The sequence below is a fragment of the Pseudomonas akapageensis genome (assembly GCF_011355085.1).
Lineage (GTDB): Bacteria > Pseudomonadota > Gammaproteobacteria > Pseudomonadales > Pseudomonadaceae > Aquipseudomonas > Aquipseudomonas akapageensis.
This window is the reverse complement of sequence record NZ_VXCP01000049.1, coordinates 1-15,248: the sequence shown is the minus strand read 5'-3', so window position 1 is coordinate 15,248 and position 15,248 is coordinate 1. Positions and strand designations below refer to the sequence as shown.

The 15,248-nt window shown below is 62.9% G+C and carries 12 protein-coding genes; 10 read left to right on the top strand and 2 right to left on the bottom strand.

The genetic code is table 11. From position 1 onward, the window contains the following. The first annotated feature begins 2 nt into the window (after window positions 1–2). Genes F2S13_RS25625 through F2S13_RS25615 form a run of 3 tightly spaced genes read left to right on the top strand, consistent with a single transcriptional unit; the run spans window position 3 to window position 3,850 of the window. Window positions 3–1,178: an L-rhamnonate dehydratase gene (locus F2S13_RS25625; RefSeq protein ID WP_166366182.1), complete on the top strand. Its 1,176-nt coding sequence runs from the start codon at window positions 3–5 to the stop codon at window positions 1,176–1,178. A 57-nt stretch (window positions 1,179–1,235) separates the two neighbouring features. Next, window positions 1,236–2,231: an AraD1 family protein gene (gene araD1, locus F2S13_RS25620; protein WP_166366180.1), complete on the top strand. Its 996-nt coding sequence runs from the start codon at window positions 1,236–1,238 to the stop codon at window positions 2,229–2,231. Window positions 2,232–2,266: 35 nt separating this feature from the next. Continuing rightward, window positions 2,267–3,850 carry an aldehyde dehydrogenase (NADP(+)) gene (locus F2S13_RS25615; RefSeq protein WP_166366178.1) on the top strand — a complete coding sequence of 528 codons (1,584 nt, stop codon included), beginning with the start codon at window positions 2,267–2,269 and terminating at the stop codon, window positions 3,848–3,850. Window position 3,851: 1 nt separating this feature from the next. On the opposite strand, the gene F2S13_RS25610 is transcribed toward F2S13_RS25615, so the two are convergent. Beyond that, window positions 3,852–4,460 (bottom strand): cupin domain-containing protein, encoded by a 609-nt coding sequence (locus tag F2S13_RS25610; protein ID WP_166366176.1) that lies wholly within the window; start codon window positions 4,458–4,460, stop codon window positions 3,852–3,854. 49 nt (window positions 4,461–4,509) lie between these two features. Then, on the bottom strand, window positions 4,510–6,468 hold the full coding sequence (locus tag F2S13_RS25605) for an oxidoreductase (protein ID WP_166366175.1): 1,959 nt from the start codon (window positions 6,466–6,468) through the stop codon (window positions 4,510–4,512). 188 nt (window positions 6,469–6,656) lie between these two features. Between F2S13_RS25605 and F2S13_RS25600 the strand changes: the two genes are divergently transcribed. The 7 genes from F2S13_RS25600 (at window position 6,657) to F2S13_RS25570 (ending at window position 14,893) form a co-directional block, all read left to right on the top strand. Beyond that, a complete protein-coding gene (locus tag F2S13_RS25600; RefSeq protein ID WP_166366173.1) occupies window positions 6,657–7,706 on the top strand; it encodes an ABC transporter substrate-binding protein in 1,050 nt (349 codons plus the stop codon). 69 nt (window positions 7,707–7,775) lie between these two features. Next, window positions 7,776–8,552 (top strand): class II aldolase/adducin family protein, encoded by a 777-nt coding sequence (locus F2S13_RS25595; RefSeq protein WP_166366171.1) that lies wholly within the window; start codon window positions 7,776–7,778, stop codon window positions 8,550–8,552. Between the two features lie 185 nt (window positions 8,553–8,737). Next, a complete protein-coding gene (locus tag F2S13_RS25590; protein ID WP_166366169.1) occupies window positions 8,738–9,385 on the top strand; it encodes a TetR family transcriptional regulator C-terminal domain-containing protein in 648 nt (215 codons plus the stop codon). A gap of 114 nt (window positions 9,386–9,499) precedes the next feature. Further along, complete coding sequence (locus tag F2S13_RS25585) at window positions 9,500–10,222, top strand: response regulator (RefSeq protein ID WP_166366167.1); 723 nt, start codon at window positions 9,500–9,502, stop codon at window positions 10,220–10,222. Between the two features lie 18 nt (window positions 10,223–10,240). Continuing rightward, complete coding sequence (locus F2S13_RS25580) at window positions 10,241–11,014, top strand: substrate-binding periplasmic protein (RefSeq protein ID WP_166366165.1); 774 nt, start codon at window positions 10,241–10,243, stop codon at window positions 11,012–11,014. After that, on the top strand, window positions 11,011–13,263 hold the full coding sequence (locus F2S13_RS25575) for an ATP-binding protein (protein WP_166366163.1): 2,253 nt from the start codon (window positions 11,011–11,013) through the stop codon (window positions 13,261–13,263). Before F2S13_RS25580 ends, F2S13_RS25575 begins: the two co-directional genes overlap by 4 nt. Window positions 13,264–13,483: 220 nt before the next feature. Continuing rightward, window positions 13,484–14,893 carry an amino acid permease gene (locus tag F2S13_RS25570; protein ID WP_166366161.1) on the top strand — a complete coding sequence of 470 codons (1,410 nt, stop codon included), beginning with the start codon at window positions 13,484–13,486 and terminating at the stop codon, window positions 14,891–14,893. Window positions 14,894–15,248: the final 355 nt, after the last annotated feature.

The following is a 15,248-nucleotide window of genomic DNA, read 5'->3' as shown; positions in this document are numbered from 1 at the left end:
ACATGAAAATCAAATCCATCCGTACCCGTGTCTTCGAATGGAAAGGCAAGGTCGTGCCGCCCCAGGCGCACTTCTGCACCAACGCCAGCGACATCCTGTTCGAACGCGGTGACGCCATGGGCTCGTTCCGCTTCCACGGCTGGCTGGTGGTTGAAGTGGAAACCGACACCGGCATCGTCGGTATCGGCAACTGCGCCCTGGCGCCGCGCGTGGCCAAGGAAATCATCGACACCTACCTGGCCCCGATCGCCATCGGTGAAGACCCCTTCGACAACGAATATATCTGGCAGAAAATGTACCGCCAGAGCCACGCCTGGGGTCGCAAGGGCATCGGCATGGCGGCGATCTCGGCGATCGACATCGCCATCTGGGACATCATGGGCAAGGCGGTGAACAAACCGGTGTTCAAGCTGCTCGGAGGCCGGACCAAGGAAAAGATCTGGACCTACGCCTCCAAGCTCTACGCCAACGACAACCTCGACCTGTTTCTGGAAGAGGCCCAGGGTTACCTCAACCAGGGTTTCACCGCGCTGAAAATGCGCTTCGGCTACGGGCCCAAAGATGGCCCGGCGGGCATGCGCCGCAATATCGAACAGGTGCGTGCCTTGCGCGAACTGGCCGGCCCCGACGTCGACATCATGCTCGAATGCTACATGGGCTGGACCCTGGAATACGCCCGCCGGATGCTGCCCAAACTGGCCGAATTCGAACCGCGCTGGCTGGAAGAACCAGTAATTGCCGACGACATCGAAGGCTACATCGAGCTGAAGAAGATGGGCATCATGCCGATCTCCGGCGGCGAGCACGAGTTCACCTCCTATGGCTTCAAGGACCTGCTCGAGCGCCGCGCCGTGGACGTCATCCAGTACGACACCAATCGCGTGGGCGGTATCACGGCGGCGCGCAAGATCAACGCCATGGCCGAAGCCTGGTCGGTGCCGGTGATCCCTCACGCCGGGCAGATGCACAACTACCACCTGACCATGTCCACCACGGCCTCGCCCATGGCCGAGTTCTTCCCGGTGTTCGACGTCGAAGTCGGCAACGAATTGTTCTACTACGTGTTCAAGGGCGAGCCGCAACCGGTCAAGGGCTACATTCAGCTCGACGACGACAAGCCAGGCCTGGGCCTGGAAATCAGCGACGAGTACCTCGGCGACTTCAACATCATCGAGTGACCACTTCAGGCGCCGCTCCGCGAGCGGTGCCTTGCCTGACTATCGGGAGCAGATTCCATGAGGTTGATTCAGTTTGAAAACGTGGCCGGCCAGCGTCAGGTTGGTCTTGTCGAAGGCGAGCGGGTGCACGTCGTGAATGCCACCGTCAGTACCCGCGAACTGGCCCTGGCCGCCATCCGTGCCAGGCGCACCCTGACCGATGAAGTCGCCTTGCGCGGCAGCGAAGTCGGCCCGCTTTACCCAGACCTGCTGCGCAGCGGCAGCGTGCTGGCACCCCTGGACCACGAAGACCCGGCGCACTGCCTGATCAGTGGCACCGGCCTGACCCATCTGGGCAGCGCTTCGACGCGCGACAAGATGCACCAGCAGGCCGATCAGGGCGAAGCCGCGCTGACCGACACCATGCGCATCTTCAAGTGGGGCGTGGAGGGCGGCAAGCCCGAGCCCGGCAAGGTCGGCGCCCAGCCCGAGTGGTTCTACAAGGGCGATGGCAGCATTGTCGTGCGCCCCGGCGCTGCGTTTCCTGTACCGCCGTTCGCCGAGGATGCCGGCGAGGAACCCGAATTGACGGGTCTCTACGTGATCGGCGACGACGGCCAGCCCTATCGCCTGGGCTTCGCCCTCGGCAACGAGTTTTCCGACCATGTCACCGAGCGACGCAATTACCTGTACCTGGCCCATTCCAAGTTGCGCTTCTGCGCCTACGGTCCGGAACTGCGCACCGGCGAGTTGCCGCGTCACCTGGCGGGCATGAGCCGCATTCGCCGCAACGGCGAAGTGGTCTGGGAGAAGGAGTTTCTAAGCGGCGAAGACAACATGTGCCACAGCCTGGAAAACCTTGAATATCACCACTTCAAGTACGCCCAGTTCCTGCGCCCCGGTGACGTGCACATTCATTACTTCGGCACGGCGACCCTGTCCTTTGCCGATGGCATCAAGACCCGGCCGGGTGACAGTTTCGAGATCAGCGTCGATGCGTTCGGCGCGCCACTGATCAACCCCATCGGCGAAAGTGCCGCACCCCTGCAACCGGGCGGCGTGCGAGCGCTGTGAGCGCTCATCCCCCAATCACCTTCAAGGAGGCCAATATGGTGACTCTCACCGGGCAGAACTTCATTGCGGGCGCTCGCAGCGGCCAGGGTGATGTGCTGCTGCAAAGCCGCGACGCCACCACGGGTAAGGCACTGCCTGTTCAATTCATCCAGGCGACCCGTGAAGAGGTCGATGCTGCGGCCCAGGCAGCGGCGCAAGCCTATCCGCTTTATCGCCAGGTGACCGCGGTGCGGCGCGGCGAGTTTCTCGAGGCCATTGCCGATGAGCTGGATGCCTTGGGCGATGACTTCATCGCCACGGTCTGCCAGGAAACCGCGCTGCCCACAGCGCGTATCCAGGGCGAACAGGCGCGCACCAGCGGGCAACTGCGGCTGTTCGCCCAGGTGTTGCGTCGGGGCGATTTTTACGGGGCGCGGATCGACACTGCCATGCCTGAACGCAAGCCCTTGCCGCGCGCGGACCTGCGCCAGTACCGCATCGGCGTCGGCCCGGTGGCGGTGTTCGGGGCGAGCAATTTTCCGCTGGCGTTTTCCACCGCCGGCGGCGATACCGCTGCCGCGCTGGCTGCCGGATGTCCGGTGGTGTTCAAGGCCCATAGTGGGCACATGACGACATCCGAGTGGGTGGCCAGTGCAATCGTCCGCGCAGCTGAGCGCACGGGCATGCCAGGCGGCGTGTTCAACATGATTTACGGTGGCGGCGTCGGCGAGTGGCTGGTCAAGCACCCGGCGATCCAGGCGGTCGGTTTTACCGGATCGCTCAAAGGTGGCCGTGCCCTGTGCGACATGGCCGCGGCACGGCCGCAACCGATCCCGGTGTTCGCCGAGATGTCGAGCATCAACCCGGTATTGTTGCTGCCCCAGGCGCTGGAGCAGCGGGGCGAGGCCATCGCCGCTGAACTGGCGGCATCGGTGGTGATAGGCTGCGGGCAGTTCTGCACCAACCCGGGGTTGATCCTCGGGGTGCGCTCACCGGCCTTCAGCCGTTTCCAACAACAGTTCGCCGCGAACATGGCCGATCAACCGGCACAGACCATGCTCAACGCCGGCACGCTTGGCAGTTACGCCCAAGGCATCGCGCGCTTGCAGGCTCACCCCGGCACGGAACTGCTGGCCGGGCAATGGCAGTCGGACTATCAGGCCCAGCCACACCTGTTCAAGGCCCAGGCCAGCCTGTTGCTTGAAGGCGATGAGGTCTTGCAGGAAGAAGTGTTCGGGCCGGCCACGGTGCTGGTCGAACTGGCCGATGACGCGCAGCTGGAGCAAGCGGTGGCAAGTCTGCACGGTCAATTGACCGTGACGCTGATTGCCGAAGCCGCCGACTTGCAGGACCGTGCCGGCCTGATTGCGTTGCTCGAGCAGAAGGCCGGGCGCCTATTGCTCAATGGTTACCCGACCGGTGTCGAGGTCTGCGAGGCGATGGTGCACGGCGGCCCGTATCCGGCGACCTCCGATGCACGCGGTACTTCGGTCGGCACCCTGGCGATCGACCGTTTCTTGCGGCCGGTGTGTTTCCAGAACTATCCCGATGCATTGCTGCCCGAGGCGTTGCGCGACAGCAACCCGCTGGGGATCCAACGCCTGGTCAACGGCAAGGCGACCGTCGCCGCTTTGACCTAGTTCAAAACGTCGGCGGTGTAATCACCCAGATGACCACCGCATCCACCTCGCCAGGATTGCCGTAGCGATGCGGCTCCTGGCTGGAGAAGCTGAAGCTGTCGCCTTCATTGAGCTGGAAGTAGCGTTCTCCGACCCACAACTCGAAGCTGCCGGACAACAGGAAGCCGGCCTCTTCGCCTTCATGGCTGTAGCTTTCCTGGCTGTAGGTGCCCGGCGGGAAGCGTGAATGGAGAATCTCCAGTTGCCGGTTCGGTTGCGGAGTGAGCAGCTGGTCGACGATACCGTCTTCGTAATGCACGCTCAGGCGACTGTTCTTGCGCACTACGTAGCCGGCATCTTCCGGGTCGGTGTTGGCTTCGCTGGCGAAGAACCACTGGATGGTCACGCCCAGGCTGCGGGCGATGTTGAACAGCGCGGGGATCGACGGGTAGGCGAGGTTGCGTTCCAGCTGGCTGATGTAGCCGGCGGTCAATTCGCTCATCTCGGCCAGTGCGGCCAGGGTCATGCCCCGGCGCTTGCGCAGGCCGCGGATTCGCGTGCCGAGAAAATGCGTCTCTGCCGCGCCGCTGGGCGCGGCGCTGGCAGAAGGCGTTTGGCTGCTGTTGCTCATTGCAGGCTCCAGGCCTCTGGCGGACAAAGAGCCGGAGTATAAAGCAGCATCAGATCTCCCAGGCGACTTTCAAGCCTTCGAAGATGGCTTCCTCGGCCGTGCGCGGCGCCAGGCAGTCACCGATGCGCTTGATTTCCACCAATCCCTTGAGCTCATCAGCCAGGGTGTCCACCGGCTGATGCCCCTGGCACAGCACCAGGGTATCGATGTTCTCGAACAGCATCGGCTCGCCGCTGGCGGTGTGTTGCAGGTACACGGTGCTGTCGTCGCAGCCGTACAGGCGTGCATAAGGGGTGATGGGCACACCCAGGCGATGCAGTTCGCCGACCAGGTGGTCGCGCACGTACAGCGGCAGGCTTTCCCCGCAGTGGGTGCCGTTGACGGCCAGGTGCACCTGGTGACCGGCGCGGATCAGGCGTTCGGCAATGCCCGGTCCGATCCAGTCGCAGCGCCAGTCCACCACCATCACCGAACGCCCCGGCTTGACCTCGTCACGCAGGATTTGCCAGGCGTCCACCACCTGCAGTTCACCGCCACGTTCGAAGGTTGGCCAGTAAGGCTCGGCGCCCGTGGCGACGATCACCATATCCGGGCGTTCGCGTTCGACCAGGGTGCGGTCGACCCGGGTATTGCGCACCACCCGCACCCCGGCCAGTTCCATCTCTCGTTGCAGGTTGGTGCTGGCGCCACCGAACTCGGCACGGCGGGGTAGCAGTTGGGCAAGCAACACCTGGCCACCGAGCTGCGCGCTGGCTTCGTAAAGCGTCACGTCATGACCACGCCGCGCCGCGACGGCAGCCGCCTTCATACCGGCCGGACCGCCGCCGGCGATCATGATGCGCTTGCGCGTGGCCGCCGGTTGCAGTTGGCCGTAGCGCAGTTCGCGGCCGGTTTCCGGGTGCTGGATGCAGGAAATCGGCAAGCCCTTGTGGAAGTGCCCGATGCAGGCCTGGTTGCAGGCGATGCAGGCGCGCACGTCTTCGGCACGGCCGCTGTCGGTCTTGTTCGGCATCTGCGGATCGCAGATCAGCGCGCGGGTCATGCCGCAGACATCGGCCTGGCCGCGGGCGATGATCAGCTCGGCTTCCTGGGGTTGGTTGATGCGCCCGGTGACGAACACCGGTACGGCCAGGCTGGCCTTGAACGTGGCGGCATCCTTGGCCAGGTAAGCCGCTTCGATGGCCATGGGCGGCACGATATGGATGGCACCGCCCAGCGACGCCGAGGTACCGGCGACCAGATGCACGTAGTCCAGTTGTTGCTGCAGGGCCTGCACCGCTGCCAGGGATTCGTCTTCGGTCAGGCCTTCGGGGTCGCGCTCATCGGCAGAGATGCGCAGGCCAATGATGAACTGCTCATCGGTGGCGGCGCGTACGGCGGCGATGACCTCGCGCAGGAAGCGCAGGCGCTGGGGCAGCTCGCCGTTGTAGTCGTCGGTACGGCGATTGACCCGTGGATTGATGAATTGCGCGGGCAGGTAACCATGGCTGGCGACGATCTCCACGCCATCCAGGCCGGCCGCATGCAAGCGCCGGGCGGCAGCGCCATAGCCGGCGACGATCTCATCGATCATTGCCTGGTCGAGCGCACGGGGCATGACCCGGAAGCGTTCATTGGGTACCGCGGAAGGGGAGTAGGCGACGGCCAGCAGACCATCGCTGGACTCCATGATTTCCCGTCCCGGGTGGAAGATCTGCGACAGCACGACGGTGCCGTGGGCATGGCAGGTTTCGGCCAGGCGCCGGTAGCCTTCGATGCATTCGTCGTCGGTGGCCATCAGCACGTGGGAGGTGTAGCGCGCACTGTCGTGCACGCCCGCCACTTGCAGGATGATCAGGCCGGCGCCGCCTTCGGCACGGGCGCGGTGGTAGGCGATCAGTTGCTCGTTGACCAGGTTGTCGGTCGGCATCGAGGTGTCGTGGCCGCTGGACATGATCCGGTTCTTCAGGCGTTTGCCGCGGATCTGCAGGGGTTCGAACAGGTGTGAAAAGGCTTGGTTGGTCGGCATGGCGCAGCTCCTCGATACCCATCGTTCGGGCTTTTTATTTTGCCTATAGAAATTTACCACCAGTAAAAAATCAACTTGTTTTTTTAAAATCGATTGCGTAGCTTCAATGGACGCCCAGCCTGGGCGCAGCCTCACAAAACAAAAAAACGGACGACGCCCCTCGCGTCATACCTGCTAGAGGAACCCCGATGAAAGCGAACACGCTCAAGACAGTTTTTCGTCCATTGCTGATGTGCCTGGCCATTGGCGCAGCGGCTGCCCAGGCCGCGCCTGGCATGGTCGTCGTCAGCTATGGCGGCGCCGGGCAAAAAGCCCTGGACGAGGCATTTTTCAAACCTTTCGGCGTCAAGGACGGCAGCCCGCTGATGCAGTCGGAGTACAACGGCGAGATGGCGCGGATCAAGGTCATGGTCGACAGCGGCAACGTCGATTGGGACGTGGTGCAGATCGAAGGGCCTGACCTGTTGCGCGGCTGCGACGAGGGCATGTACGAGCACCTGGACTGGAAAAGCATCATCCCGACCGACCAACTGATTGCCGATGCGGCCCAGGAATGTGGTTCGGCGGCGATGGTGTGGAGCGTGGCCATTGCCTACGACCGTAGCAAACTGGCCCAGGCACCCACCTCATGGGCCGACTTCTGGGATGTGCAGAAGACCCCCGGCAAACGCGGCCTGCGCAAGCGTGCGGTGTACAACCTTGAATTCGCCCTGATGGCCGACGGGGTCAAGGTCGAGGATGTCTACAAGGTCTTGAGCACCCCGGCCGGGGTCGACCGCGCCTTTGCCAAGCTCACTGAGCTCAAGCCTTACATCCAGTGGTGGGAAGCCGGCGCGCAGCCGCCGCAGTGGCTGGCGGCAGGCGATGTGGTGATGACCTCCACTTACAGCGGCCGTGTCGCCTCTGTGGCCCAGACCGGAGGCTCGTTGGCCCTGGTATGGCCGGGCAGCCTGTATGGTATGGATTACTGGGCCATCATCAAGGGCTCCAAGCACGTCGACCAGGCCAAGCGTTTTATCGCCTACACCAACCAGGCCGATCCCCAGGTCGATTTCGCCACCCGTATTCCTTATGGACCGACCAACAAACAGGCTGCCGGGAGCCTGGACCCGAAACTGGCGCCATGGATCCCGACTTCGCCGCAGAACCTCAACGGCGCGCTGTCGATGGACGTGGCGTTCTGGGTCGATCACGGCGAGGAACTCGAAGAGCGTTTCAACGCCTGGGCCAGTAAGTAACCATGATGGCTGGCGCCTTGCGGGCGCCAGCCATAAGCTTTAGCGCAAACAACATTGGGAGCCATGAGGATGAATGACGTTGCAGGACTCAACGCCGTGACCGAACAGCAACTGCGCCAGGAGCTGGCGGCCTGCTATCGGTTGATTGCGCACTTTCGCATGACCGATCTGATCTTCACCCATATTTCGGTGCGCCTGCCCGGGCCTGAGCATCATTTCCTGATCAACCCCTATGGCTTGATGTTCGAAGAAATCACGGCCTCGAACCTGGTCAAGATCGACCTTCACGGGCGGGCTGTCGAGCCTTCGCCGTATCCTGTGAACCCGGCCGGTTTTGTGATCCACAGCGCCATTCATGGTGCACGCGAAGATGCCCAATGCGTGCTGCACACCCACACGAAAGCCGGTTGTGCCGTGGCGGCGCTCGAGTGCGGGCTGTTGCCGGTCAATCAGATTTCCATGGAATTCCATGGTCGGGTGGCTTACCACGACTATGAAGGCATCGCCCTGGACATGGACGAGCAGCAGCGCCTGGTGCGTGACCTGGGCGACAAGTCGGTATTGATGCTGCGTAACCACGGTTTGCTGACCGTGGGTGAGACGGTGTCCCAGGCGTTCCTGCGCATGTATTACCTGGAAAAGGCCTGCGAAATTCAATTGGCGGCGCAAGCGGCGGGCAAACTGGTGCTGCCGCCGGCGGCGGTGTGCGAGCACACCGAGCGCCAGTTCAACGAGCCGGGCCGGCCGTTGGCCGAGGGCGAGCTGAGCGATCCGGACGGGATGGCGCTGGCGTGGGCGGCGTTGTTGCGGTTGTTGGATCGGGTGTCGCCGGGATATCGGGATTGATTTCTCGTTCCCACGCTCTGCGTGGGAATGCATCCAGAGACGCTCCGCGTCGACATCGGCAAACGCGACACGGAGCGTCTGACACGGCATTCCCACGCAGAGCGTGGGAACGAGGAGTGCTGTGCAAACCTCCGACTTGCTGTACATTCGTTCAATTCAAGAGCGATCACCGGAGATGCGCCAGGATGTCCCAGGAAGCCCGTTTTTCCCGTCTGGAGCCCGAACTGCGCAAGGCCAACCTGATCGAGGCGACCCTGGTCTGCCTCAAGCGTCATGGTTTCCAGGGCGCTTCGATCCGCAAGATCTGCGCTGAGGCGGGCGTCTCGGTCGGGCTGATCAACCACCATTACTCGGGCAAGGACGAACTGGTCGCCGAAGCCTACATGGCCATCACCGGCCGGGTCATGGGCATGCTGCGCGAGGCCATGGACCAGGCGGCACCAAGCGCCCGGGCACGGCTCTCGGCGTTTTTCCGCGGCTCGTTCTCCCCCGAACTGCTCGACCCGGCGCTGCTCGATGCCTGGCTGGCGTTCTGGGGCGCGGTCAAGACCGCCGAGGCCATCAACCAGGTTCACGAGCATTCCTATGGCGAGTACCGCGCCGTGCTGCGCAAGGTGCTGTGCGAGCTGGCGGAGGAGGAGGGCTGGACCGATTTCGATGCGGACCTGGCGGCCATCAGCCTCAGTGCATTGCTCGATGGCTTGTGGCTGGAGTCGGGGCTGAACCCCGGGACCTTTACCCCTGAGCAAGGCATCCAGATCTGCGAGGCCTGGGTCGACGGCGTGCAGGCTGGAGGGCGCGAGCGTTTCAAGCGCTCGGTCGAGAACTGTTGATCACTTGTTCAGCAATGGCTACTCTGCGCCTTGGCTGACGCCAGCCTGATGCAACAACTCTAATAAAAAGCTTGCCCCGAACGCGATTTGGCGGCACTTGCAGGACACCAAGCGATGACTCCTCGGGTATTGATCGTCGATGACGATCCGTTGATACGCGATTTGCTGCAAGCCTATCTCTCCCAGGAAGGCTACGACGTCCACTGCGCGGCTACGGCGGAGCTTGCCGAGGCGCACCTGGCTACCTCGCCAGTCGACCTGGTGATGCTCGATATCCGCCTGCCCGGCAAGGACGGCCTGACCCTGACCCGTGAGCTGCGGGTGCGATCGGAGGTAGGCATCATCCTGATCACCGGCCGCAATGACGAGATCGACCGTATCGTCGGCCTTGAATGCGGCGCCGATGACTATGTGATCAAACCGCTCAACCCGCGCGAGCTGGTCTCGCGGGCCAAGAACCTGATTCGCCGGGTGCGCCATGCGCAAACCCAGGCCGCTCCGGCCCCGGCACCTCGCCAACAGATCAAACAGTTCGCTGCCTGGGCGCTGGACACCGACCGGCGCCGGCTGATCGATCGCGATGGCACGGAAACGCTGTTGACCCATGGCGAGTACCAACTGCTGTGTGTGTTCCTGCGCAACAGCGGGCACACCCTCAGTCGCGACCAATTGATGGACCAGATCCGCAACCGCGAATGGGTCCCGAACGACCGCTCCATCGATGTGCTGGTCGGCCGCTTGCGGCGCAAGCTGCGCGATGACCCGGCCGAACCGCAGTTGATCATCACCATCCATGGCGCCGGCTACCTGTTCACCGCCAGCGTCGTGGCCGCCTGACTTTCCATGAAGAGCGTCATGACGCGTCTGCTTTGTCTGTTGCTGATATTGCTAGGCGGCCAGGCGTGTGCCAACGAGCGCATCCGTTATTGCGACTACCCCGTCTACCCGCCGATCTCCTGGAGCGATGGCAAGCAGGTGCGCGGCCTGGCGCCAACCGTGGTCAAGGCGGTGCTGGGCAAGCTGGGTTATGACGTGGACATCATCGTGCTCGGCAACTGGAAGCGTTGCCTGCTCGATGCCGCCGAAGGGCGGGTGGACGTGGTGTTGGCCTATAGTTCCGAACAGCGCGAGCAAAGCATGCGTTTCTCCGAAGTGCCGGTGCTGCGCGAGGAGGTCGCAGTGTTTTTCAATCGCAAGCATCCGGTGCAGTTCGAGCGCATCGAAGACCTGGCCCGCTACCGCGGCGGCCTGCTGTTCGGGGAAAGCTATGGCCCTGCGTTCGACCGCTTCGTCGCACGCCACGGCAATATCGAATGGGTCTCGGACAGCCAGCAGAATTTCGGCAAGCTGGTGCGCGGTCGGATCGATTTCATCACCCATGAACGCCGCACCGGCCAGCTCTATATCGAACACTTGCAGGGCGGCGGCGATATTCAGGCGCTGCCCAATTCCCTGAGCGTGGATTACCTGCGCCTGGCGGTATCAAAGCGTTCTGCACTGGCCGAGCACATGCCGCAGATCGATGCCGAACTGCAGCGCCTGGTGGATGCCGGAATGATCGAGCGCTGGCTGGGCGAGAGCGAGGCGACCTACCGCGACATGATCAACCTGCCGGCGAATGCGCGATGAGTACCCGTTCGGGTGGATTGCTGCGGCGCCTGCTGCTGTTCATTCTGTTGTTCAGTCTGTGCTTCACGGTACTGGCCAGCACCGTGCAGTTGTATATCGAATACCGCCGGGAAATGCGCGATATCGAAGCGCGTCTGCAACTGATCCGCGACGGTTACCTGGCCAGCCTGGACCGCAGCCTCTGGGACCTCAACCAGGAGCAGTTGAATGTACAGCTGCGCGGCCTGGTGGACTTTCCCGATGTGGCGCGGGTGCGCCTGGACAGCAGCGATTTCCAGCTGCAGCAGGGTGTCGATGCACCGGCCGGCCCCTTGCGTACCGAACGTTTCGACTTGCGCTACCAGACACCCCAGGGCGACGTGCGACCGCTGGGTACCCTGGAAGTCAGCATCGATCTGGGCGCGGTCTACCGGCGACTGTTCGCCACCGGCCTGACCAACCTGCTGTGGATGGCAGTGTTCCTGTGCGGCCTGGCGATTGCACTGTCGTGGCTGTTCTATCGATTGGTGACGCGCCACCTGCAAGTCATGGCCGATTTTGCCGGCAGGATCGCGGCCGGTGACTGGCATGAACCCTTGAAGCTGCACAAGCGCAGCGGTCCGTCCGAGGACGAGATCGACACGGTGGCCCATGCCTTGGATGACATGCGCCGGGCCATTCTCAGCGACATTCATCGACGCGAGGTCGATCGCCTGGCCCTGCAGGACAAGCGTGACGAACTGCAGAAAATGGTCGAGCGGCGCACCGCCAGCCTCATGCGCGCCAAGGAAGATGCGGAAGCGGCGAACCTGGCCAAGTCGCGTTTTCTCGCCACCATGAGCCATGAATTGCGCACCCCGCTCAACGGTATTCTCGGCATGGCGCAGTTGCTGCGTGGCGCCGGCTTGAACGCGCGCGATGGCAAGCGCCTGGAGGCGTTGTACAAGGCCGGCGAAGGCTTGCTGGCGATTCTCAACGAGGTGCTGTATTTCGCCAAGCTGCAGGAAGGTGCCAGCGATCCGGAGCGGGTCGAATTCTCCTTGCGCCAGTTGGTCGATGAAGTCGTCACGCTGTTGGAGCCCAAGGCGCAGGACAACCGCACGGAACTGCTCTGTCACATCGATGAGCAGGTGCAGGACAGGTACCAGGGCGCCGAGCAGTTTCTGCGGCAGGTGCTGAGCAATCTGCTGGCCAATGCGATCAAGTTCACCGAGCACGGCCTGATCGAGGTCGAGGTACGGGCATTGGGCGAAGATGAGCAGGGCCAGCGTGTGCAGGTGAGCGTGACGGACAATGGCATCGGCATCGCGCCGTCGTTGCAGGAAAAGATCTTCGAGCGCTTCACCCAGGCCAGTGATGAAGTCGCGCAGCGCTATGGCGGTACCGGGCTGGGCCTGGCGATCTGCAAGCATCTGATCCAGCGTCTTGGCGGACGCATTGGCGTACAGAGCGAGGAAGGGCAGGGCAGCTGTTTCTGGTTTGAACTGACCCTGCAGGCAGCAACGGGCAATGTGGCTGCGCTGCCTGTCAGTACGACGATACCTTCGCTCGATATCCTGGTGGTCGAAGACGTGGCGTTGAACCGGGAAGTGGTCAGCGGTCTTCTGGAGCGCGACGGTCACAGAGTCAGCCTGGCAGAAGATGCCGAGCAAGCGTTGCAGCTTACGCGGGCCGAACGCTTCGATCTGATTTTGCTTGACGTGCATCTGCCGGGGCGTTCCGGCGTCGAATTATGCCGTTCGATCCGCAGCGAGACCGGCCCCAACCAGCACGCCCGGATCCTCGCGCTGACCGCCAGCGTGCAGCCATCGGTGGTGCGCGGCTACCTGGATGCCGGCATGCAGGGCGTGCTGGCCAAGCCCTTGAAGCTGGAACACTTGCGCCAGGCCCTGGCTGGCGAGACGCCTGTGCCGGCAGCCGACATCGACGATACGCTGGTGGACTGGCAACTGCTGCGCACGCACCGCGAACTGCTCGGCGAGTCGAAGGTCAACGGGCTGCTGGAGACGTTGCGCAGCACCCTTGACCAGCATCAGGTGGCATTGCTCGAGGCCTTGCAGGCCAATGATTGCACCGAGGTGGCGAACCTGGCCCACCGCCTGGCGGGCAGCTGCGCTTCATTGGGTTTCTGCGCCCTGGCGGACAGCCTGCGGGCGCTGGAGGACGCGGCACTGGCTGCAGATCAATCGACCTTGCAACGCCTGGAAGCACCTTTTCTGGTGCTCCTACAGCGCTCGTGCGCCCTGTTGCAGACCTTGATCGCAGGCTGATCCGAGGCTCGCACAAACTTGTTACAACTCATTACATCTTTGATCTTCGCGTACAACCGGACCTTACATGGCTTTCCAATAATCGATGGCATCCGTGCACGACGCGGTCTTCGAGGCTTATTGGAGATAATAATAATGAATTGCCGTAAAGCTGATCCTTCCCTGCGCGATGACGTCCTGTCGTGCGCTTCGCTCCTCATCCGATCCTGAGGCGCGCGCCATGACCGACACCAAAGAAAAAATCACCCTTACGCGGGCCCTGAAAAGCCGGCACATTTTCATGCTCTCCCTCGGCGGAGTCATCGGCACCGGGCTGTTCATGGGCTCGGGCGTGACCATCAACCAGGGCGGCCCGTTCGGCGCGATCCTGGCGTACCTGGTCGCCGGCCTGCTGATGTACCTGGTCATGGTCTGCCTGGGCGAGCTCTCGGTGCAGATGCCGGTGTCCGGCTCGTTCCAGGCCCACGCCACCCGTTACATCGGCCCGGCCACCGGGTTCATGATCGGCTGGGTCTACTGGATGAGCTGGGCCACCACCGTCGGCCTGGAATTCACCGCCGCCGGCATGCTGATGGAGCGTTGGTTCCCGGGCGTGCCGATCTGGTACTGGTCGGCGTTCTTCGTTGCGGTGCTGTTCTCCCTCAATGCTCTGGCCACCCGTGCCTTCGGTGAGGCCGAGTACTGGTTCTCGGGGATCAAGGTCGCGGCGATCCTGGGCTTTATCGTGGTCGGCCTGATGGTGATCTTCGGCGGCATTTCGCTGAAAAGCGGAGCACCGGCACCGTTGATGTCCAACCTGATCGGCGATTCGCTGTTCCCCAACGGCTTCTCGGCGGTGTTCGCGGTGATGATGACCGTGGTCTATGCCTTCCAGGGCTGCGAAATCATGGGCGTTGCCGCAGGCGAGACCGACCAGCCGGAGAAGAGCATTCCCCAGGCCGTGCGCAACGTGGTGTTCCGTGTGCTGATTTTCTACGTGCTGGCGATTGTCGTGCTGTCGGCCATCGTGCCGTGGCAGCAGGCCGGCCTGATGGAAAGCCCGTTCGTGCAGGTGTTTGACATGGTCGGCATTCCGTACGCGGCCGACCTGATGAACTTCGTCATCCTGACCGCGATCCTCTCGGTGGGTAACTCCGGCCTGTATGCCTCGACGCGTATTCTCTGGGCCATGTCCAAGTCCGGCATGGCACCGAAAAGCCTGTCGACGCTGAGTTCCCGTCGCGTGCCGTTGCGCGCACTGAGCATCACATTGTTGTTTGCCCTGGTGTCCTTGCTGACCAGCTTCATCGCCGCCGACACGCTGTTCATGGTGTTGATGGCGGTCAGCGGCATGGCTGGCACCGTGACCTGGATCGTCATCGCCCTGGCGCAATACCGCTTCCGCCGTGAGTTCATCCAGCAAGGCGGCAAGGTCAGTGACCTGAAGTACTCGGCGCCGTGGTTCCCCTTCCTGCCGTTGCTGTGCATTGCGCTGTGCTGCTCGTTGTTCGTGTTCCTGGCCATCGATCCGACCCAGCGGCCTTCGCTGTACTGGGGTTCGGGGTTCATTGCGATCTGTTATGCGGCGTACTTCGTGATCAAGAGCAAGCGTCAGGGGGCTGGGGAGGTGGTGTCGGTTCCGACTGTTTGAGGGTGGGTGTTTGACGGGAAAAGACGGCAGCTTCGGCTGCCGTTTCTCGTTCCCACGCTCTGCGTGGGAATGCAGTGGCAGACGCTCCGCGTCCAGACGCAGAGCGTCAGGAGAGGCATTCCCACGCGGAGCGTGGGAATGCCTCTCCTGACGCTCAGCGTCGCGACGCGGTGCGTCTGTCACTGCATTCCCACGCAGAGCGCGGGAACGAGAATAGGCGGTCGCAAACCCTCACAACGACCGCCCGATCCGCCCCAACGTCTCCATCGCCTTCTCAGACTTCCCCGTCCACGGGCTACCGTAATTCAACCGAGTAACGTTTCGAAACCGCTGGGTGTGGTGCCGATACTGTTCG

Excerpts from the sequence above, each read along its gene's own strand:
- F2S13_RS25625 (WP_166366182.1), top strand. The coding sequence starts at position 3 with ATGAAAATCAAATCCATCCGTACCCGTGTCTTCGAATGGAAAGGCAAG.
- araD1 (WP_166366180.1), top strand. The coding sequence starts at position 1,236 with ATGAGGTTGATTCAGTTTGAAAACGTGGCCGGCCAGCGTCAGGTTGGT.
- F2S13_RS25615 (WP_166366178.1), top strand. The coding sequence starts at position 2,267 with ATGGTGACTCTCACCGGGCAGAACTTCATTGCGGGCGCTCGCAGCGGC.
- F2S13_RS25610 (WP_166366176.1), bottom strand. The coding sequence starts at position 4,460 with ATGAGCAACAGCAGCCAAACGCCTTCTGCCAGCGCCGCGCCCAGCGGC.
- F2S13_RS25605 (WP_166366175.1), bottom strand. The coding sequence starts at position 6,468 with ATGCCGACCAACCAAGCCTTTTCACACCTGTTCGAACCCCTGCAGATC.
- F2S13_RS25600 (WP_166366173.1), top strand. The coding sequence starts at position 6,657 with ATGAAAGCGAACACGCTCAAGACAGTTTTTCGTCCATTGCTGATGTGC.
- F2S13_RS25595 (WP_166366171.1), top strand. The coding sequence starts at position 7,776 with ATGAATGACGTTGCAGGACTCAACGCCGTGACCGAACAGCAACTGCGC.
- F2S13_RS25590 (WP_166366169.1), top strand. The coding sequence starts at position 8,738 with ATGTCCCAGGAAGCCCGTTTTTCCCGTCTGGAGCCCGAACTGCGCAAG.
- F2S13_RS25585 (WP_166366167.1), top strand. The coding sequence starts at position 9,500 with ATGACTCCTCGGGTATTGATCGTCGATGACGATCCGTTGATACGCGAT.
- F2S13_RS25580 (WP_166366165.1), top strand. The coding sequence starts at position 10,241 with ATGACGCGTCTGCTTTGTCTGTTGCTGATATTGCTAGGCGGCCAGGCG.
- F2S13_RS25575 (WP_166366163.1), top strand. The coding sequence starts at position 11,011 with ATGAGTACCCGTTCGGGTGGATTGCTGCGGCGCCTGCTGCTGTTCATT.
- F2S13_RS25570 (WP_166366161.1), top strand. The coding sequence starts at position 13,484 with ATGACCGACACCAAAGAAAAAATCACCCTTACGCGGGCCCTGAAAAGC.